At 60.7% G+C, this 18,470-nt stretch carries 21 protein-coding genes; 11 read left to right on the top strand and 10 right to left on the bottom strand.

The window, feature by feature from the left end:
* Positions 1-150: 150 nt before the first annotated feature.
* From NRB16_RS18445 to NRB16_RS18435, 3 genes are read left to right on the top strand one after another with little or no spacing between them, the layout of a single operon-like run.
* Positions 151-903 carry a GntR family transcriptional regulator gene (locus NRB16_RS18445; RefSeq protein WP_257106641.1) on the top strand — a complete coding sequence of 251 codons (753 nt, stop codon included), beginning with the start codon at positions 151-153 and terminating at the stop codon, positions 901-903.
* A 2-nt stretch (positions 904-905) separates the two neighbouring features.
* A complete protein-coding gene (locus NRB16_RS18440) occupies positions 906-1,469 on the top strand; it encodes an NUDIX hydrolase (RefSeq protein ID WP_045492044.1) in 564 nt (187 codons plus the stop codon).
* A 40-nt stretch (positions 1,470-1,509) separates the two neighbouring features.
* A complete protein-coding gene (locus NRB16_RS18435; protein ID WP_253142306.1) occupies positions 1,510-1,764 on the top strand; it encodes a hypothetical protein in 255 nt (84 codons plus the stop codon).
* 18 nt (positions 1,765-1,782) lie between these two features.
* Here NRB16_RS18435 and NRB16_RS18430 read toward each other — a convergent pair whose 3' ends face one another.
* Positions 1,783-2,418: a LysE family translocator gene (locus NRB16_RS18430; protein ID WP_257106640.1), complete on the bottom strand. Its 636-nt coding sequence runs from the start codon at positions 2,416-2,418 to the stop codon at positions 1,783-1,785.
* A gap of 251 nt (positions 2,419-2,669) precedes the next feature.
* Here NRB16_RS18430 and NRB16_RS18425 point away from each other — a divergent pair, with 251 nt between their 5' ends.
* Entirely contained in the window at positions 2,670-3,389 is a 720-nt protein-coding gene (locus NRB16_RS18425) for a hypothetical protein (RefSeq protein WP_257106639.1), read from the top strand.
* Positions 3,390-3,541: 152 nt separating this feature from the next.
* Here NRB16_RS18425 and NRB16_RS18420 read toward each other — a convergent pair whose 3' ends face one another.
* A complete protein-coding gene (locus tag NRB16_RS18420) occupies positions 3,542-3,829 on the bottom strand; it encodes a DUF1330 domain-containing protein (protein WP_257106638.1) in 288 nt (95 codons plus the stop codon).
* A gap of 113 nt (positions 3,830-3,942) precedes the next feature.
* Between NRB16_RS18420 and ribBA the strand changes: the two genes are divergently transcribed.
* The 5 genes from ribBA to NRB16_RS18395 all read left to right on the top strand — a co-directional run bounded on the left by ribBA (position 3,943) and on the right by NRB16_RS18395 (position 9,273).
* A complete protein-coding gene (ribBA, locus tag NRB16_RS18415) occupies positions 3,943-5,061 on the top strand; it encodes a bifunctional 3,4-dihydroxy-2-butanone-4-phosphate synthase/GTP cyclohydrolase II (protein WP_253116710.1) in 1,119 nt (372 codons plus the stop codon).
* A 263-nt stretch (positions 5,062-5,324) separates the two neighbouring features.
* On the top strand, positions 5,325-6,350 hold the full coding sequence (locus tag NRB16_RS18410) for an ABC transporter substrate-binding protein (RefSeq protein ID WP_045492054.1): 1,026 nt from the start codon (positions 5,325-5,327) through the stop codon (positions 6,348-6,350).
* The gene (locus NRB16_RS18405) at positions 6,335-7,303 is read left to right on the top strand and encodes an ABC transporter permease (protein ID WP_084710113.1); all 969 of its coding nucleotides are present in this window, start codon (positions 6,335-6,337) and stop codon (positions 7,301-7,303) included. Before NRB16_RS18410 ends, NRB16_RS18405 begins: the two co-directional genes overlap by 16 nt.
* A 6-nt stretch (positions 7,304-7,309) precedes the next feature.
* A complete protein-coding gene (locus NRB16_RS18400; RefSeq protein WP_257106637.1) occupies positions 7,310-8,125 on the top strand; it encodes an ABC transporter permease in 816 nt (271 codons plus the stop codon).
* Positions 8,122-9,273 (top strand): ABC transporter ATP-binding protein, encoded by a 1,152-nt coding sequence (locus tag NRB16_RS18395; protein WP_045492060.1) that lies wholly within the window; start codon positions 8,122-8,124, stop codon positions 9,271-9,273. Before NRB16_RS18400 ends, NRB16_RS18395 begins: the two co-directional genes overlap by 4 nt.
* A gap of 76 nt (positions 9,274-9,349) precedes the next feature.
* On the opposite strand, the gene NRB16_RS18390 is transcribed toward NRB16_RS18395, so the two are convergent.
* The 8 genes from NRB16_RS18390 to NRB16_RS18355 all read right to left on the bottom strand — a co-directional run bounded on the left by NRB16_RS18390 (position 9,350) and on the right by NRB16_RS18355 (position 15,549).
* Positions 9,350-10,399: an AI-2E family transporter gene (locus NRB16_RS18390; protein WP_253116580.1), complete on the bottom strand. Its 1,050-nt coding sequence runs from the start codon at positions 10,397-10,399 to the stop codon at positions 9,350-9,352.
* Positions 10,400-10,486: 87 nt separating this feature from the next.
* The gene (locus NRB16_RS18385) at positions 10,487-11,245 is read right to left on the bottom strand and encodes a DUF4892 domain-containing protein (RefSeq protein ID WP_231906622.1); all 759 of its coding nucleotides are present in this window, start codon (positions 11,243-11,245) and stop codon (positions 10,487-10,489) included.
* Positions 11,246-11,426: 181 nt separating this feature from the next.
* Entirely contained in the window at positions 11,427-12,281 is an 855-nt protein-coding gene (locus NRB16_RS18380) for an alpha/beta hydrolase (protein ID WP_257106636.1), read from the bottom strand.
* Positions 12,278-13,078 carry an alpha/beta fold hydrolase gene (locus NRB16_RS18375; protein ID WP_257106635.1) on the bottom strand — a complete coding sequence of 267 codons (801 nt, stop codon included), beginning with the start codon at positions 13,076-13,078 and terminating at the stop codon, positions 12,278-12,280. Before NRB16_RS18375 ends, NRB16_RS18380 begins: the two co-directional genes overlap by 4 nt.
* A 147-nt stretch (positions 13,079-13,225) precedes the next feature.
* Entirely contained in the window at positions 13,226-13,669 is a 444-nt protein-coding gene (locus NRB16_RS18370) for a hotdog fold thioesterase (protein WP_045492069.1), read from the bottom strand.
* A 34-nt stretch (positions 13,670-13,703) separates the two neighbouring features.
* The gene (sixA, locus tag NRB16_RS18365) at positions 13,704-14,159 is read right to left on the bottom strand and encodes a phosphohistidine phosphatase SixA (protein ID WP_045492071.1); all 456 of its coding nucleotides are present in this window, start codon (positions 14,157-14,159) and stop codon (positions 13,704-13,706) included.
* Positions 14,156-14,446 (bottom strand): DUF4389 domain-containing protein, encoded by a 291-nt coding sequence (locus NRB16_RS18360; protein WP_231906624.1) that lies wholly within the window; start codon positions 14,444-14,446, stop codon positions 14,156-14,158. Before NRB16_RS18360 ends, sixA begins: the two co-directional genes overlap by 4 nt.
* Positions 14,447-14,523: 77 nt before the next feature.
* On the bottom strand, positions 14,524-15,549 hold the full coding sequence (locus tag NRB16_RS18355; protein WP_045492075.1) for an NAD(P)H-dependent glycerol-3-phosphate dehydrogenase: 1,026 nt from the start codon (positions 15,547-15,549) through the stop codon (positions 14,524-14,526).
* A 267-nt stretch (positions 15,550-15,816) separates the two neighbouring features.
* On the opposite strand from NRB16_RS18355, the gene NRB16_RS18350 reads away from it, so the two are divergent.
* Together NRB16_RS18350 and fabA are read left to right on the top strand one after the other, a co-directional pair.
* Complete coding sequence (locus tag NRB16_RS18350; RefSeq protein ID WP_045492077.1) at positions 15,817-17,730, top strand: response regulator; 1,914 nt, start codon at positions 15,817-15,819, stop codon at positions 17,728-17,730.
* A gap of 221 nt (positions 17,731-17,951) precedes the next feature.
* Positions 17,952-18,467, top strand: a complete 516-nt coding sequence (gene fabA, locus NRB16_RS18345) for a 3-hydroxyacyl-[acyl-carrier-protein] dehydratase FabA (RefSeq protein WP_045492081.1) — start codon at positions 17,952-17,954, stop codon at positions 18,465-18,467.
* Positions 18,468-18,470 lie beyond the last annotated feature (3 nt).

The raw sequence follows: 18,470 nt of genomic DNA, 5'->3' as shown, positions 1-18,470 counted from the left end.
GGCGAATTGGCCGAACAAGCGCAATGTACATTGAGTACATGAGCATTTTGAGGTCGATTTCAACGCCGTATTGCCGAGCGCAGCCATTTTGGAGCTACCCTCTGATGAACCGATCCTTGCCAGCAGCCAGCCATACTCCGAGCCGAACCGATGAAACGCCTGCCACTCGATGACACCTTCAAGGTCAACCGCAATCCCGTCACCCTGCGGGAAATCGTGTTGGACAAACTGCGCAGCGCGATCATGAATTTCCAGCTGTTGCCGGGCGACCGCCTGGTCGAGCGCGACCTGTGCGACCGCCTCGGGGTCAGCCGTACCTCGGTGCGCGAAGCCCTGCGTCACCTGGAGTCCGAAGGCCTGGTGGAATTCGCCGACGCCAAAGGCCCACGGGTGGCGATCATCACCCTCGAAGACGCCTGCGACATCTACGAGCTGCGCTGCGTACTCGAAGGCCTGATCGTGCAGCTGTTCACCCTGCGCGCCAAACCCCGTGACATCCGCGCCCTTGAGGCGGCCCTGGAAGAAAACCGCCAGGCCCTCAAGGACGGCGAGCTACAACAGGTGATTGATTCGGTCCAAGGCTTCTACGACGTGCTGCTCGAAGGCTCGGGCAACCACGTGGCCGCCACCCAGTTGCGCCAGTTGCAGGCCCGTATCAGCTACCTGCGCGCCACCTCCGTGTCGCAAGAAAACCGCCGCGGCGCCAGCAACCAGGAAATGGAACGGATGGTCGAGGCAATCAAAAGCGGCGACCCACAGGCCGCCCACCAGGCCTCGGTCGACCACGTACGCAACGCCGCACGCGTAGCCTTGGACTACCTGCAATCGAAACAGAACGACGGCACCGAAGCACGCGACATCGTGCAGCCCGTCGCACTCAAAGACCCTCGCATAGGCCGCTGACCATGCCGCTGCCGCGTTACTGCCCGCAATGCGGCAGCACAGACCTCACCCACCGCACGCCAGCCGGCGACACCCACCAACGGCTGATGTGCGGCGCCTGCCAGTACATCCACTACATCAACCCGAAGATCATTGCCGGCTGCATCATCGAGCAGGACGGCAAATACCTGCTGTGCCAACGCGCCATCCCCCCGCGCCCCGGCACCTGGACCCTGCCGGCCGGCTTCATGGAAGGTGGCGAAACCACCGAACAGGCCGCCCTGCGTGAAGTCTGGGAAGAATCAGGCGTACGCGCCGAAATCATCTCGCCCTACTCAATCTTCAGCGTGCCGAAGATCAGCGAGGTGTACATCATCTTCCGCGCCATCGCCCTGGAAGTGACCGACCAATATGGGCCGGAGACCATGGACTACCGGTTTTTTGCCCCCGAAGAGATTCCTTGGGAGAGTATTTACTACCCGGCGATACGGCAGATTCTGGAGCGGTATATCGAGGAGCGGCAGGCGGGGGTGTATGGGATTTATATTGGCAATGATGACAGTGGGAAGGTGCATTTTATTCGGTGAGTTGAGCCGGCGTGGTGGTGGCGAGTAAAGACTGGTAGGGATGGGCTTGCCAGACCACAACGAAGGCGGCGACATATTCGCAGCAGATGCTGAGACTTTACTCTTCCTTGTAGACACAAGCTCTGCTGGCGAATGCAGCGCATCCATAAAAAATGTACCGCAGCAGTCGCCAGCAAAGCTGAACTGGCGCCGGGACCCGTTGCCGATCGCCCCGAGCTTCGCCGCGTTCGGCAAGCTGCTGGCAGCATTGGCACAGGCAAATCACGACAACGTGCACTCTCAGCAACAGCAATAAAGGCCAAGAGGTCGCGACTTAGCGCCTCTGCTCCACTGCCATACGTACGGCCAAGCCCATCAGTACCGTGCCCATTATCCAGCGCTGCGCGGTTTGCCAGACGGGCCTGTTCACGAAGAAGTGCGCGATGGAGCCGGCCGTGATAGCAATCAGCGCATTGACGCTGACGCTGATTACGATCTGGGTAAAGCCAAGCACCAATGATTGCGTCAGCACGCTGCCATGGTCTGCAGGGCTAATAAACTGGGGCAGCAATGATAAATACATCACTGCAATTTTCGGGTTCAGGAGGTTGGTGACAAAGCCCATCATGAACAGTCTGCGAGGGCTGTCTTTGGGCAGATCCTGCACCTGGAACGCAGAGCGACCGCCAGGCTTGATGGCCTGCCAGGCAAGATAAAGCAGATACAGCGCGCCGCCGATTCTCAGGGCGTCATAGGCATAGGGAACCGCCATTAACAAGGCGGTGATACCCAGTGCGGCGCAGAGCATATAGAAGACGAAACCCAACGCCACGCCGCCCAGCGAGATTAACCCGGCCTTGCGCCCTTGGCAAATCGACCGCGAGATGAGGTAGATCATGTTTGGTCCGGGCGTCAAAACCATGCCCAGCGAGATCAAGCCATAGGCCAATAAATTGGATAACTCGGGCATGGTATTACTCCTGAAAACTCGACTCGATTGACTTAGCAGACATGCCACAAGAGTTTGAGATGTGCATGGCTGGCGGCACGATAATAGGGCGCTGGATCTGAGGCCGTTAGATACAGATCGACCGAAAAAACGTCATACACAAAAAACCTGCTGGGGAATGTCTGAGTGGGTCTCCAGCAGAGCTTGCCTCCCACAAGAATTGTGCTGATTCTTGATTAATCGGCATTACTGTTTAAGGACGCCATTGATCCATGCTTTCGCTTCCCGAAACCCTCCAGGCGTTCCTGACCGACCCCGTCATCGTCGGTGACGCATACTTACCCACGCACTACCCTGCCCCAGATCGCCTCGATGATTTCCAGATAGGCTTTCGCACCCACGGCCTTACCGGCGAAAGCCTGGCCAGCGAAGCCAACGGCGCCTGGCATCCCGCCTGGTATGTCATCGCTTTGACCGGGCTGGACGACCCCATTTTCATTTCCACAGCCGAGGCGCAAAGCGGTTATCCGGTGTATTACGCACCTCACGGTGCCGGGCGCTGGGACGCGACGCAGATTGCCCCGAGCCTCGCCGCTTTCGCTCGGCTGCTGGCCGCATTGGCGCAGGTGAATGAAGACAACGCTGAGTTTGAGCGTTTGATCGTCGAGGCGACGGGCTCGTCGAATAGATTCTGGCGGGAGATTCTCGATGCGCGCCGGGATGGTGGGGATCTGGAAGAGTCATCGCTTGATGGCGCTGACTTCGATCCGGCTGACTATCAAAGCGGCGAGTTGATCGTGAGTGATCTGGGTCCGCACAAGCTCAAGGTTGTTCAGGTGATCAGCAAGAGCCGAAAAATGTCGTTGAAAGAAACATTAGCATTGGCTGAGGCGCCGCCATTTACAGCGGCAAGCGGTGCAAAGCTGCAACTTCGCCGCTTGAGTGAGCAGCTTGAAGTGCTGGGGGCGACGGTCAAATTCCGATCTGAGTGAACGGGACAGGCTGACCGGGAAAAGCGTGAAGGGCCGGTACATTCACAGCATCTGCCGCGAATGCACTGACCTCTTCGCGACCAAGGTCGCTCCTACAATGATGTGAGGCGTCTGGCCGAGCAGCGTTTCAGCTAGCCACAACGCCCCGCCTTTCAAACCCCCTCAACAATCACAATCTCAGCCTTCGCCACACCCTCACGATGCCCCGCCGCTTCCTGATACTCGGGCGAGTTGTAGCAGGCAATGGCCTGTTCGTAAGAATCGAATTCGATTACTACACTGCGTTGCGGGGTGTCACGGCCTTCGATGGCTTCAGAGCGGCCGCCGCGTGCCAGGAATTTGCCACCAAATAATTTGAACGCAGCAGGCGCGCGCTGGGTATATTCGGTGTACTGCTGTGGGTCGGTCACATCGACGTGGGCAATCCAGTAGGCTTTCATCTTGATCTCGCTGTTTTCAATGGATGGTTTGCAATGGAAAGCAATCTGCGAAACTCTTCGTATTATGGTATACCACTATGGAGCACCGTAACCATAACACCGAGATCCTGATAATGCCGTTCGATCGTATAGAAGACATCATTGACGACTACCGCCAGGGCAAGATGGTCTTGCTGGTCGATGACGAAGACCGGGAAAACGAAGGCGATCTGCTGCTCGCCGCCGACCGTTGCACGCCGCAAGCCATCAGCTTCATGGCTTGCGAAGCACGCGGCCTGATCTGCCTGACCCTGACCGATGAACACTGCGAGCGCCTGGGACTGGAACAAATGGTGCCCAGCAATGGCAGCGTGTTCGCCACCGCCTTTACCGTATCGATTGAAGCCGCGACCGGAGTCACTACCGGCATCAGCGCCGCCGACCGCGCACGCACGGTGCAGGCCGCGGTGGCCGCCGACGCCAAGGCCGAAGACCTGGTGCAACCGGGCCATATTTTCCCGTTGCGCGCCCGTGAAGGCGGCGTACTGACCCGCGCCGGGCACACTGAAGCCGGTTGCGACCTGGCGCGCCTGGCCGGTTTCAGCCCGGCCTCGGTGATTGTTGAAGTCATGAACGACGACGGCACCATGGCCCGCCGCCCGGACCTGGAAAAATTTGCCGCCAAACACGGTATCCGCATCGGCACCATCGCTGATCTGATCCACTACCGGCTGAGCAACGAGCACACGGTCGAACGCATCGGTGAACGCGAGCTGCCCACTGTGCATGGCACCTTTCGCCTGTTTACCTATGAAGACCGCATCGAAGGTGGGGTGCACATGGCCATGGTCATGGGCGATATCAAACGTGAGCAGCCGACTCTGGTACGGGTGCATGTCGTCGACCCGCTGCGCGACCTGGTCGGCGCCGAGTACACCGGCCCGGCCAACTGGACGCTGTGGGCCGCGCTGCAACGGGTTGCGCAAGAAGGCCATGGCGTGGTGGTGGTGCTGGCCAACCACGAGTCCTCGCAAGCGCTGCTCGAACGCGTACCGCAGTTGACCAAGCCGCCCCGCCAGTACACCCGCTCGCAATCGCGCATCTATTCCGAAGTCGGCACCGGGGCCCAGATCCTGCAGGACCTGGGTGTCGGCAAGCTGCGTCACCTCGGCCCGCCGCTCAAATATGCAGGTCTGACCGGTTACGACCTCGAGGTGGTCGAAAGCATCCCGTTCACTGGACCCATCGAGTGAAACACTCGGCCACTACCCTTACAGAATAAAAGCGACGAGGAGGTGAATCAGGGCAGGCAAAACGCTTGCAGAAAGTTTGGAATACCATAATATGATATCCCGTAGACCGAAGATTTTCGTCAGGTGCGCCCGCAAGGGATAGCCAAAAAAACAGCCTCCTGGCCCGGTCGCCAGTTTCAAAGGGTCCGCTTGGATCCACTGCTCCGATATAAGCGGGCACAAAACACAGGCCCGCTCAAAACACAACAAATGAGGGCGTGAAAATGGTGTTGAACAAACGTGCAACTGCAGTCCTGGCTGCTGGCGTGTTGGCATTCTCGAGTGCTGCAGCCATGGCCGCTGAAAGCGTGAACTTTGTCAGTTGGGGGGGCTCGACTCAGGATGCGCAGAAGCAGTCCTGGGCCGTACCTTTCACCAAGTCGAGCGGGATCACCGTCGTGCAGGACGGCCCCACCGACTACGGCAAGCTCAAGGCCATGGTGGAAAGCGGCAACGTCCAGTGGGACGTGGTCGACGTAGAGGCTGACTTTGCCCTGCGTGCCGCCAGTGAAGGCCTGCTGGAGCCGCTGGATTTCAACACGATCAAGCGCGACCGGATTGATCCGCGATTCGTTTCCGACCATGGTGCTGGCTCATTCTTCTTCTCCTTCGTGCTGGGTTACAACGAAGGCAAGGTCGGCGGCAAGAATCCGGAAAACTGGTCGGCGATGTTCGACACCAAAACCTACCCTGGCAAACGCGCCCTGTACAAATGGCCGAGCCCCGGCGTGCTGGAACTGGCCTTGCTCGCTGATGGCGTAGAAAAGGACAAGCTCTATCCGCTGGACCTGGACCGCGCCTTCAAAAAACTCGACACCATCAAGAAAGACATCGTCTGGTGGGGCGGCGGTGCCCAGTCCCAGCAACTGCTGGCCTCGGGTGAAGCGTCCATGGGCCAGATGTGGAACGGCCGGGTTTATGCGCTGCAGCAAGACGGCGCACCGGTGGGCGTGAGCTGGAAACAGAACCTGGTCATGGCTGACTTCCTGGTTGTGCCAAAAGGCGCGAAAAACAAGGAAGCGGCGATGAAGTTCATTGCCGAAGCCACCAGCGCCAAAGGCCAGGCCGACTTCTCCAACCTCAGCGCCTACGCGCCGGTCAACCTCGACAGCCAGGCCCGCCTGGACTCGACCCTGGCCAAGAACCTGCCGACTGCCTACCCGGATGAGCAGATCACCCTGGACTTCGCCTACTGGGCCAAGAACGGTGGTGATATCGCCAAGCGGTGGAACGAATGGCTGGTCAAGTAAAGATGCCGGCCGGGACTCTCGGCCAACCCTCTGTGTCCGGTGGTGCGTCCAGCACCGCCGGCGCGGTTCACGCCCCGCTAGCGAACACGAGAGCGAGCATGACAATCAAGCCTTCACTGTCACAACGCTGGCGTGGCAGCCGCAACCTGCTGCCCGCCCTGCTCTTTCTGGGGCTGTTCTTCTTCGCACCGCTGATCGGCCTGTTGCTGCGCGGTGTTTTGGAACCCACCCCGGGGCTGGGCAATTATCAGGAACTGTTTGCCAACTCGGCCTATGCCAGGGTGTTGTTCAACACCTTCTCGGTCGCCGGGCTGGTCACCCTGTTCAGCCTGCTGCTGGGCTTCCCGCTGGCCTGGGCGATTACCCTGGTGCCACGCGGCTGGGGCCGCTGGATGCTGAACATCGTGCTGCTGTCGATGTGGACCAGCCTGCTGGCCCGCACCTACTCCTGGCTGGTGCTGCTGCAAGCCTCCGGGGTGGTCAACAAATTCCTGATGGCCATGGGCATCATCGATCAGCCGCTGGAAATGGTGCATAACCTGACCGGCGTGGTGATCGGCATGACCTACATCATGATCCCGTTCATCGTCCTGCCCTTGCAGGCGACCATGCAGGCGATCGACCCGATGGTGTTGCAGGCCGGCTCCATCTGCGGTGCCAGCCCGTGGACCAACTTCTTCCGGGTGTTCCTGCCGCTGTGCCGTCCGGGGCTGTTCTCCGGTGGCCTGATGGTGTTCGTGATGTCTTTGGGGTACTACGTCACCCCGGCGCTGCTCGGCGGTGCCCAGAACATGATGCTGCCCGAATTCATCGTTCAGCAGGTGCAATCGTTCCTCAACTGGGGCCTGGCCAGTGCGGCCGCCGCATTGCTGATCGTGATCACCCTGACGCTGTTCTACTTCTACCTGAAGCTCCAGCCGGAATCCCCGGTCGGCGCCAGTAACGCGAGGTAAGCGACCATGCTTCTGTCACCCAATGCCATGGGCCCGCGGCTGAAGACCGGTCTGTACATCGTCACTGCACTGATCGCCCTGTTCCTGCTGCTGCCGATCCTGTTCATCGTGCTGCTGTCGTTCGGTTCCTCGCAGTGGCTGGTGTTCCCGCCACCGGGCTGGACGCTGAAGTGGTATCAGCAGTTTTTCTCTAACCCTGACTGGATGGACGCGGCCCTGGCCAGTTTCAAGGTCGCCATCCTGACCACCATCTGCGCGGTCGCGCTGGGCTTGCCAACAGCCTTCGCGCTGGTCCGGGGCCGGTTTCCGGGCCGCGACTTTCTGTATGGACTGTTCACCCTGCCGATGATCGTGCCGCTGGTGATCATCGCCGTGGCGGTCTATGCGCTGTTTCTGAAACTGGGCTACACCGGCACGCTGTTCGCCTTCGTGGTCAGCCACGTGATCGTCGCCCTGCCGTTCACCATCATCTCGATCATCAACTCGTTGAAGCTGTTCGACCAGTCGATTGAAGATGCGGCGGTGATCTGTGGCGCCTCGCGCCTGCAGGCGATCTACAAGGTGACCTTTCCCGGCATTCGCCCCGGGATGATTGCCGGTGCACTGTTTGCCTTCCTGGTCTCGTGGGACGAGGTGGTGCTCAGTGTGATGATGGCCAGCCCCACCCTGCAAACCTTGCCCGTGAAAATGTGGACCACCCTGCGTCAGGACCTGACCCCCGTGATCGCCGTCGCCTCGACGCTGCTGATCGGCCTGTCGGTGCTGGTCATGTTCATCGCCGCGACCCTGCGTCGCCGTAACGAAGCCCGGAGTACCTCATGAGCGCCGTGATCAAAGATTCCGCCCACAGCGGCCAGCCGCTGGTCCGCCTGAGCAACCTGAACAAACACTACGGCGACTTCGCTGCGGTGGACAACATCAATCTGGACATCCAGGACGGCGAGTTCCTGACCTTCCTGGGTTCCAGCGGCTCGGGCAAGAGCACCACCCTGTCGATGCTGGCCGGTTTCGAGACCGTCAGCAGCGGCGAGATCCTGGTCAATGGCAAGTCGCTGGTCAACGTACCGCCGCATAAACGCGGGATCGGCATGGTGTTCCAGCGCTACTCGCTGTTCCCGCACCTGAACGTGCGCGACAACATCGCCTTCCCGCTCAACATCCGCAAGATGGATGCCGCCGAGCGTGACAAGAAAGTCGATGCCATGCTCAAACTGGTGCAGCTGGAAAAGTTCGCCCACCGCCGCCCCGCGCAACTCTCTGGCGGCCAGCAACAACGGGTAGCGATTGCCAGGGCACTGGTGTACGAGCCACGCATCCTGCTGATGGACGAACCGCTTGGGGCACTGGACAAAAAACTGCGTGAGGACTTGCAGGACGAGCTGCGTCAGCTGCATCGCCGGCTGGGCATCACCATCGTCTACGTGACCCACGACCAGGAAGAGGCCATGCGCCTGAGCCAGCGCATTGCAATCTTCAGCCACGGCAAGATCGTCGGTCTGGGCAGCGGTTACGACCTGTACCAGAACCCGCCCAATGCCTTTGTCGCCTCGTTCCTGGGCAACTCCAACTTCCTGCGCGCCAAGGCACAAGGCAACGCGGTGGCAACCTTCGAAGGCCAGCCACTGTCGATCCGCCTGACCGCGGGCCTGAAGACCGATCAGGACATCCTGCTGATGGTCCGCCCGGAAAAAGCCCAGGCACTGAGCGTCGACCAGGCCCAGACCCAGCCGCTGGCCGAAGGCTGGAACGAAGTCACTGCCAAGGTGACCGAAGTGCTGTTCCTGGGCGAGAGCCAGACCTGCGCAGTCGTCACCCAAGGCGGCACAGCGATGACCGTCAAAGCGCTCTCGGCCACCGGCATGCCGCTCAAAGCCGGTGACCCGGTAAAAGTCCGCTGGGCCACTGCCGATGCCTGCATCTACACCGAATGGGCCGAAGAGGACCTGAACAAGGCCGCTGGCGCGCATTGACTCAACGCTCAACGCAAGAACGACAATGCCCTCGCAAGAGGGCATTGTCGTTTGTGCTGCGCCGCTCAGGCGTGAATCAGCGCTGCGGTTGTTGACGCCCTTCGGCGACCCAAGTGTTGAGCAGGCTGTAGGCCACTGCCAGCAGGGTCGGGCCGATGAACAGGCCGATAAAGCCGAATGCCAGCAGGCCGCCGAACACACCCAGCAGCACGATCACTAGCGGCAGGTTGCCGCCGCGGCTGATCAGGTACGGCTTGAGCACGTTATCCACCCCGCTGATGACGAAGGTGCCCCACAGGCCAAGAAACACCGCCATGCCATAGCTCTCTTGAAAAATCAGCCAGGCGGTGGCCGGGATCCATACCAGTGGCGGCCCCATGGGAATCAGACTGAACACGAAGGTCAGAATGCCCAACACCAGCGCCCCCGGAATACCGGCGATCAGAAATCCGATCAGGGCCAGAATGCCCTGCGCAGCGGCCGTACCGATCACCCCGTTGACCACTCGTTGCACCGTACCGGCAACCAGATCCAGGTAAAACTGTGCACGCTCGCCGATCAAGCGCTCCAGCAGGCGCAGCACAAAGGCGGCCAGCCGCGGGCCATCGCGATAGAAAAACCAGGCAAAGACAATGCTCAGGGTCAGTTCCAGAATGCCGCCGCCGATTTGCGCGCTGCGGGCCAGCAGCCAGTTACCGACCTGACCGAAATAAGGCTTGATGTTGGCCAGCAACGCCGCGCCCTGTTCATCGATGGTGTTCCAGAAGCCCACCAGCCGCTCGCCCACCAGCGGAATGCCGGCCAGCCACTCGGGCGGGTCTGGCAAGCCATCAACCTGCACGTCACGGATGAAGTTGGTGGCATCGCGCACATGATCGGCCAGGTTGAAGCCAAGCCACACCAGCGGCGCGGCGACCAGTACCAGCCAGCACAGACACATCAGGCTCGCCGCCAGGGTTTCATTGCCGCGACAGGCCCGGGTCAACAGGCGCATCAACGGCCAGCTGGCGAACGCCAGCACCGCGCCCCAGACCAGCGCCGACCAGAACGGCGCCATCACCCAGAAACAGGCACCCAACAGTGCCAGGAGCAGAATCTGCACCAGCAGACGATCGTTATTGAGCATGACGTTGTCCAGCAGAGAGAAGAATTACCGGTCGAGCATAGTGGCCGGGCATGACAATCGGCAGCCAATCATCACGCCCGCTACACCTTAACGAATCACGTTGACCAGCAGGCCGGGCTGCTCGGCAGCGCTGATTTCCAGACGCGCAGCACGCACGCCCTTGGCAATCAGCGCATCACGCCAGGCCTGGGCCTGACTGCCTGCAACTGTGACACGCAAGCTGCTGTCGAGGTTCAGGCCACGGGCCAGAACCGTGACCCAGTTGTCTTGCGGCTCGCCCTTGAGCCGCGCCAGCTCCAGGCTGCCGCTGGTCTTGAGTTGGCGCAATAACGTGGAAGGACTCGGCAGCAGGTCGCCCAGCGGCGCCTGGGCAGCCAGTTGCTCGACATGCAGGTAGGCGCGGCGGTTGCCACGGGTAATGGCGTACAACGCCACCAGAGTGTCTTGCTCAGGTTCGGCCAGGCGCAACAGCAGATAGGCCTGACGGTCGTCGGCCCCGTACAGCCGGGCGTTGCCGAACACCTGATTGGCCCACAGGCTGCTCTCGCCGCAATCACGGGCCTGACACCAGAACAGCAATTCGGCGTGGCGCGCCTGCAACGCTTCGCGGGCAGCGGTAAAGGCGGCATCGGAGCTATGGCCTGCGGGCAGCTCATAAGTGACCGCCTGCAACGGGCCACGGGCCGTGACCGGATTATCGTAGCGCAACTGGCCGCTGATCTTGCGAACGGCGCCGAGCGGATAAGTACGCTCCTGTTCGGCAGGCGCCCGATAATCGACAATTTCGGTGTCGACCGGACGCGGCACGATATCCAGATCGCGGCTGCCGGCGATGTCTGCGGCCATTGCCGTCGCCGGCAAGGCCAGCCACAGGCACAGCCAGGGCGCGCCGAATGAACGTAAGCGGCGGTTCATAGGCACAGCGCCAGACGGGAAAGACAAAGACTGGAATTAAAGACTGCGGGGTGATCCATCATGATTGACTCCTGTTTCAACCTGCCCAGCCTCGGTAGTTGACCGGCGCAAGTCAAGAAATGGAGAACAGCCGATTGAAACAGTCTGCGACAGCATGTGTCCCGGTGACATCATCAAGGTGCAGATGATGACCGCCTGGCAGGCTGTGAATGCTAATCGGCAAGTCCTCCAGCAAGGCCCGATGAGCACTGAGCAAGCCGTCCTCAGCCAGCACCAGCAGGCTCGGACAACGGATGCGCCGGGCAAAAGCCAGCGCCTGTTCAGGTGTGAAACGCACTGCGGTGGGCAGCGTCAGACGGCTGTCACTGCGCCAGGTGTAACCGCCCGGTACCGCCATCAAGCCACGTTGGGCGAGCAATTGGGCCGCTTCGCGGCTGACCGGCAAACGGCCACTCATGCGTGCCTGAATGGCCCGCTCCGGATCGCTGTACACCGGTTTTTTCTTGTCGCCCAAAGCCAGTCGCGCAAGCAGCGCTTCGCCCAGCCGCTCAGGGGCCTGCCCGTCTTCGTCGGTCAATGGCAACAGGCCGTCGATCAACGCCAGGCGCTCGACACGCTCGGGCAAGGCGCCGGCCAGCAATACCGAAATGATCGCCCCCAACGAATGCCCCAACAGCGAGAAGCGCTGCCAGCCCAGTTGCCCGGCGACCAGTAAGACGTCTTGCACGTAGTCTGCCAGGTGATACCCGACCCCGGCCGGCCGGTGATCAGAGTGGCCATGCCCGGCCAGGTCCAGGGCGACGATGCGCAGCCCCGGCAAGGCCGGCGCCAGCCGCGCAAAGCTGTTGGCGTTGTCCAGCCAGCCATGCACGGCAATCACCGGCTGGCCATCTTCTGGACCGAACAGGTGCGCGGCCAGCTCGATATGGCCGAGGTTGATGCGTATTTCTTCGACGAGCGGGTTCATGGCTGGCCTGCGTGGTTATTCCAGCGGGTAAACAGGGTTTTTAGCATGTGCGCCGTCTGATCAGGGTGTTCAAGGGGAAACATGTGCCCACCGGGCATCGACAGGTATTCACCGTGGCGCAGCCGGCGGACCTGCAGGCCATGGCGCGGCATGACCACCCTGCTCTGTTGGCCGCGGACCATCGCCAGCGGCACTTCAAGCTGGCGCGTAGGCCGCGGGCTGGTGTGCGGGATGCTGCGGTAGATACTGATCTCGGTGGCCGGATCAAAACGCAGGGTCAACTTTTCGCCGTCGGCGCGCAAACCATGGCGCAGGTAAGCTTCGAAACATTCGGGGTCGAAACGGCGGAACAGACTTTTGCTGGCAAAGTAGGCGCGTGCGGCCTCCAGACTGTCAAAGTCCTCGCGTCGCCCCAGGGTGCGACCAGCAGGCGTGATCCGGTCGATGAACCCCAGCCGCTTGGCGGCGCGGATCATCCATCGATCGGCCAGGCCCAGCACTGGCGAATCGAGCATCACCACGCCACGGTACAGCTCGGGGCTGCGTAACGCGGCATGAAAGTGCAACAGGCCGCCCAGTGAATGGCCAACACCCCAGACCGGTCCCGGCTGCTCGCGCAGATGATGCAGCAGCTCATCAACCAGGTTCAGCCAGTTTTCATTGACCGGAAAACGCGGATCATGGGCATGCTGTTCAAGATGGGCTACGGCGAACTCTGGCGCCAGGGCGGCGAACAGCTTGCCATAGGTGGCCGAGGGAAAGCCGTTGGCGTGGGCGAAGAACACCTGTTGCGACATGTCAGCACACTCGTGGCCGGGTCAATGGCGATGATTTTGCGCAGCGCTGCAGTGGCCGGGCAATGATCGTAAGTGACATCACCAAGGGTACTTTGGCCACTGTTCAAACAAGCTGAATCATTGCCCTGTACGGCAGACACACACATTTCAGCGTGCCGGCGGCTCCTGGCCATGAGGCACCACGGCAACGGTCAGGCGCGAAATACAGCACAGCTTGCCTTCATCGTTACTCAGACGAATGTCCCAGACGTGGGTGGTGCGGCCAATGTGTACCGGACGCACCACGCCGGTCACCCGGCCGCTGCGCACACCCCGCACGTGGTTGGCATTGACCTCAAGGCCGACGCAGAAGAACTTCGCCGTGTCGATCACCAGATAACTGGCCATCGACCCAAGGGTTTCTGCCAGCACCACTGAAGCACCGCCGTGCAACAGGCCGAACGGCTGATGAGTGCGCTGATCCACCACCATGCTGGCGGTCAGCGTGTCATCAGTGAAGGCTTCAAAGCGGATATCCAGCGACGTGGCGATGGTGTTGGCACCGGCGGCATTGATCCGGTCGATCTGGGGCGTTTCACGCCATAGGCTCATGGTTGCTCCTTGCTTGGTAAGGGATCTGACGCACTCAGACGTGGTGGACGTTGCGCAACTGCAGAGCACCGGCCAGGACGAACTCACCATCCAGTTGCGCCAGGCTGGCCGTGTTCATCGGCTCGGCGTCCTGCACGCTGCCGTGCACCAGCAAACCGATCAGGCTACCCACCAGCGGCTGATGACTAACCAGCAGCACCTCGTCCAGCTCCAGCGCGGCGATCTGACGCAAGGCTTCATCAGGACGAACATCGGGGGTCAGCCAATCGACGGTAACACGCGGGATGTCCGCCGTGAGGACACCTTGCAGCACATCGGCGGTCTGTTGGGCACGCACATACGGGCTGACCAGAATACGCTGCAGCCCCCGCCCCTCAAGATGGCGGGCACTGCTGCGCACCTGCTGGCGGCCTTCGGCAGTCAGCTCGCGCTCGGCATCGCTACGGGCCTGATGCTGAGCCTGGCCGTGGCGCAAGACCCACAGCTTCATAGTTTCGGTTCCTCATCGCGAACCGGATGAGCAGCGGCCGGAACCTTGTGCGGGGCCTCGCCTTCAGGCGCACGCGGGGTTGGCCAGTCAGCGAACGGCCAGGGCTTCTGGTCGCTGTGGAAGGTGCCAAACCGGCCGATCTGGGCAAGGAACTGACTCAGGCTGTCGCCGAAATCCATCAGGCTGGCGCTCGGTGCACCGTAGAACAGCCGGTAGCCCAATTGCAGCAACACCACACCGGCCAGCACGATCTCGGCCAGTTGCCAGACCACCAGATACACCAGCATCCACAGCACACGCAGTGCGATGGATTCACGTTTGAAATTGGATTCGCTCAAGACCTTCTCCCTGATCAGTATGGATTTCAATTGAAACCGGTTGTGGAAATGAAGTCGACATCGGTCTTTGGCTCGCCGCGCATCAACACTTCGATCACCTGCGCCAGGGTCCGCCCCTCGAACAGGATGGCATGCAGGCCGGCCACCAGCGGCATGTAGACCTTTACTTCCTGAGACTTGGCCTTGAGCACCTTGAGGGTATTGACCCCTTCGGCCACTTCGCCCAGGCGGCTGACCGCCTCGTCAAGGCTCAGGCCTTGACCCAAGGCAAAACCGACCTGGTAGTTACGGCTCTTGGGCGAGGAACAGGTGACGATCAGGTCGCCCACCCCGGCCAGGCCCAGAAAGGTCATCGGGTTGGCACCCTGGCTGACCGCAAAGCGGGTCATCTCGGCCAGCGCGCGGGTGATCAGCATACTCTTGGTGTTTTCACCCATGCCCAGCGCCACGGCCATGCCGGAAACAATGGCATAAACGTTTTTCAGCGCCCCGCCCAACTCTACGCCAAACCGGTCGTTGCTGGCATAGACGCGGAACGTCGGCCCGTGCAGGGCAGCCTGGACCTCCTGACACAAGGCTTCGTCTTCGCTGGCCACCACCGTGGCGGTCAGCGCGTGCTCAGCGATTTCCCGGGCCAGGTTAGGGCCAGACAACACGCCAATGCGGGCTTTGGGCACGATTTCTTCGAGAATCTGGCTCATCAGCTTGAATGTCTGAGCTTCGATGCCCTTGGTCAGGCTGACCAGCATCTTGCCAGTCAGGCGCTCGACATGTTCGGCCAGTACCGAACGCAGGGCGCTGGAAGGCAAGGCGACAAAGATCAGCTCGCTGCCTTCCAGGGTTGCGGTCAGGTCGGTGACCGGCTCGACACCCGGCAACACCTTGATGCCTTTGAGGTAGCGCGGGTTCTCACGGTGCAGGCGGATCGCCTCGGCCTGCTCGGGATCACGCATCCACTGACGGACCTGATGACCGTTCTGCGCCAACAGATTTGCGATGGCGGTGCCGAAGCTGCCGCCACCAAGAACCGCTACAGGTTGCAGTGTGCTCATAAACCAATCCATCCAGGGCCATTGATCTGGCGATGGGGCATTATACGGAGCGTTACCGTGGCGGCCAGCGCCAAACAAGGCAAAGCATCGGCCGCTACTGCCCCGGTTGAGACATCAGCACAGCACAAGTTCCATGAAAAGCCTGTGAATCTTGGTTACCATGCGCGCAACGCACGGAGATCGCGGCAACAGGCCAGTATGTTGTCGGCAAGGCATGGGGTAAATGGACGCGTCACAAGAGTTTGCAACGCCTCAAGGGCGTCGGTCATGAAATTGCATCAGTGGGATATCAACACCCGTACCCAGGTCATCAGCCTGGGGCCGGCCCTGTTGTTGACGGTGCTGCTGACTGCGTTCTTCACCTTCGTGCGCTTGCAGGACTTGCGCGAAGAGCTCAATCACACCGGCCAGTTGATCGCCAATCAGCTGGCGCCCGCCGCCGAACGTGGCGTATTGAATGACGACGAAGAATCGCTCAAGGCACTGACCCGTGCCACCTTGTCGATGCCCAGCGTGCAGTACGTCGAGATTCAGGACAGCAGCAACAATCCGCTGACCCACGTCCAGCAAGCCGAAGACCCGACGGGCAACAAGCGTCAGCTGGAGATTTTTCAGGCCCCGATTCATTTCACCGCGCCCAGTGCCGCCATTGACGCCAAGCCGGTGTTTACCGCTGGCAACGAGGGGTATCTGGGCCGGGTGCTGGTAGGGATGTCCCGCGACACCTTCAACCAACGCCAGCAGGAGATTTTGTTCAAGGCCGGTTTGCTGGCGTTCGCCGCGCTGCTGTTCACGTTCTTGCTGGCCCGCGGCCTGGCGCTGAGCCTGTCGCGCCCGATCAGCGAAATGGGCGAAGTCGTCAAGGCCATCCAGAAGGGCGACTATCACACGCCACTGCCGGTCACCGACGACGCTGAACTCGGGGCCTTGGCCCGGCACATCAACAACCTGGCCGCCAACCTGGAACAAGCCAGCCTGGAGCAACAACACTCCATGGCGCAGCTGATTCATACTCGCGAGCAGGCCGAGCAAGCCAACAAGGCCAAGTCGGACTTCCTGGCGATGATGAGCCACGAGTTGCGCACCCCCATGAACGGTGTCCTGGGCATGCTGCAATTGATGGAGACCACGACGATGACCGCCGAGCAGGCCGAATATACGACACTGGCCGCCGAGTCCACCGAGCACCTGCTCAAGGTCATCAACGACATTCTCGACTTCTCGCGTATCGAGCGCGACGCCCTGCAAATCGAAGGTATCGCCTTCAACATCGCCGAGCTGATCCAATCCTCGACCCAAGCCTTCAACCCCACCGCACAGCAACAGGGGCTGGTCCTTGATCTGCAACTGCAAGCGGGCATCGAACAGCTGGAGGTGCTCGGTGATCCGACCCGCATCCGCCAGATTCTGGTCAACCTGATTGGCAATGCGCTGAAATTCACCGAGATCGGCGGGGTGCGCGTAGAAGCTGGCTGGCGGGCTCTGGACGGTGACCAAGTGCGGATAATCTGTACGGTGCACGACAGCGGTATAGGTATTCGCGCCGACCGGCTTGAGTCGATGTTCAATGCCTTTCAGCAGGCCGACAGTTCCATCTCCCGTCGTTATGGCGGTACCGGCCTGGGGTTGTCGATCGCCCGGACCCTGGCCGAGCGCATGGGTGGCAGCCTGCATGCCCATAGCGAAGAAGGCGCAGGTTCCGTGTTTACCCTGGAATTGAACCTGCCGCGCACCACCGGCAGTCAGGCGCAGCACTCCCCCACCGTGGTCAACACCGCAGAACTGAACGGCGAACGCTGCGTATTGCTGGTTGAAGACAACCCGGTCAATCGCACGGTAGTCGAGGCGATGCTGCACAGCCTGGGCTTCAGTGTCGACGTCGCGGTGGATGGCGCCGAGGCGGTGTACAAAGCCCAGGCCGCTCATCACGCCGTGATTCTCATGGACTGCCGGCTGCCGATCATGGACGGTTACGAAGCCACCCGTCGGATTCGTCAGATCGAGGGTCTTGAACAGGTGCCAATCATCGCCCTGACCGCTAACGCATTGCACGGTGATCGCGATGCGTGCCTGCAGGCCGGGATGAATGACTACTTGTCGAAACCGTTCAAACAGGCTGATTTGCACCAGGTTTTACTGCGTTGGCAAGCCTTTCAACCACTTGCGACTGGCGATAAATGATAAATTGCGGCAGTCTTGGCAGCTTGTTCGGCAATGGATATCGGTCGGACGAAGATTTTCAGTGTACAGGTGTACATTCATCGCACCGGCACTGTGACTTTCATTACAACGCAACAGTCTATGACTAGGCTGCCGGACAATGTCCTGGCGAAAACGTCCGTCAGGACTGGCGCGTGGGCCCGATCGGCCAGCGTCGCAAGTGAACATTTTGAGGAGCTCGCATGACCAAACAACACGCCTTTACCCGGGAAGACCTGCTGCGCTGCAGTCGTGGCGAGCTGTTTGGCCCAGGTAACGCGCAACTGCCCGCCCCCAACATGCTGATGGTCGATCGTATTACCCACATCAGTGAAGAAGGCGGCAAGTACGGCAAGGGTGAGTTGGTCGCCGAGCTGGATATCACCCCCGACCTGTGGTTCTTTGCCTGCCATTTCGAAGGTGACCCGGTGATGCCTGGCTGCCTGGGTCTTGACGCCATGTGGCAGTTGGTTGGCTTCTATCTGGGCTGGCAGGGCAATCCTGGCCGTGGTCGTGCCCTGGGTTCTGGCGAAGTGAAGTTCTTCGGCCAGGTTCTGCCGACTGCCAAGAAGGTCACCTACAACATCCACATCAAGCGCACCATGCGCGGCAAGCTGGTTCTGGCAATCGCCGACGGCACCGTGAGCGTTGATGGTCGCGAAATCTACAGCGCCGAAGGTTTGCGTGTCGGCCTGTTCACCTCTACTGACAACTTCTAAGGG

This window comes from Pseudomonas sp. LJDD11, from assembly GCF_024584215.1.
GTDB lineage: Bacteria > Pseudomonadota > Gammaproteobacteria > Pseudomonadales > Pseudomonadaceae > Aquipseudomonas.
Note: the sequence above shows the minus strand (reverse complement) of the source record. Positions and strands in the feature narration are given on the sequence as shown.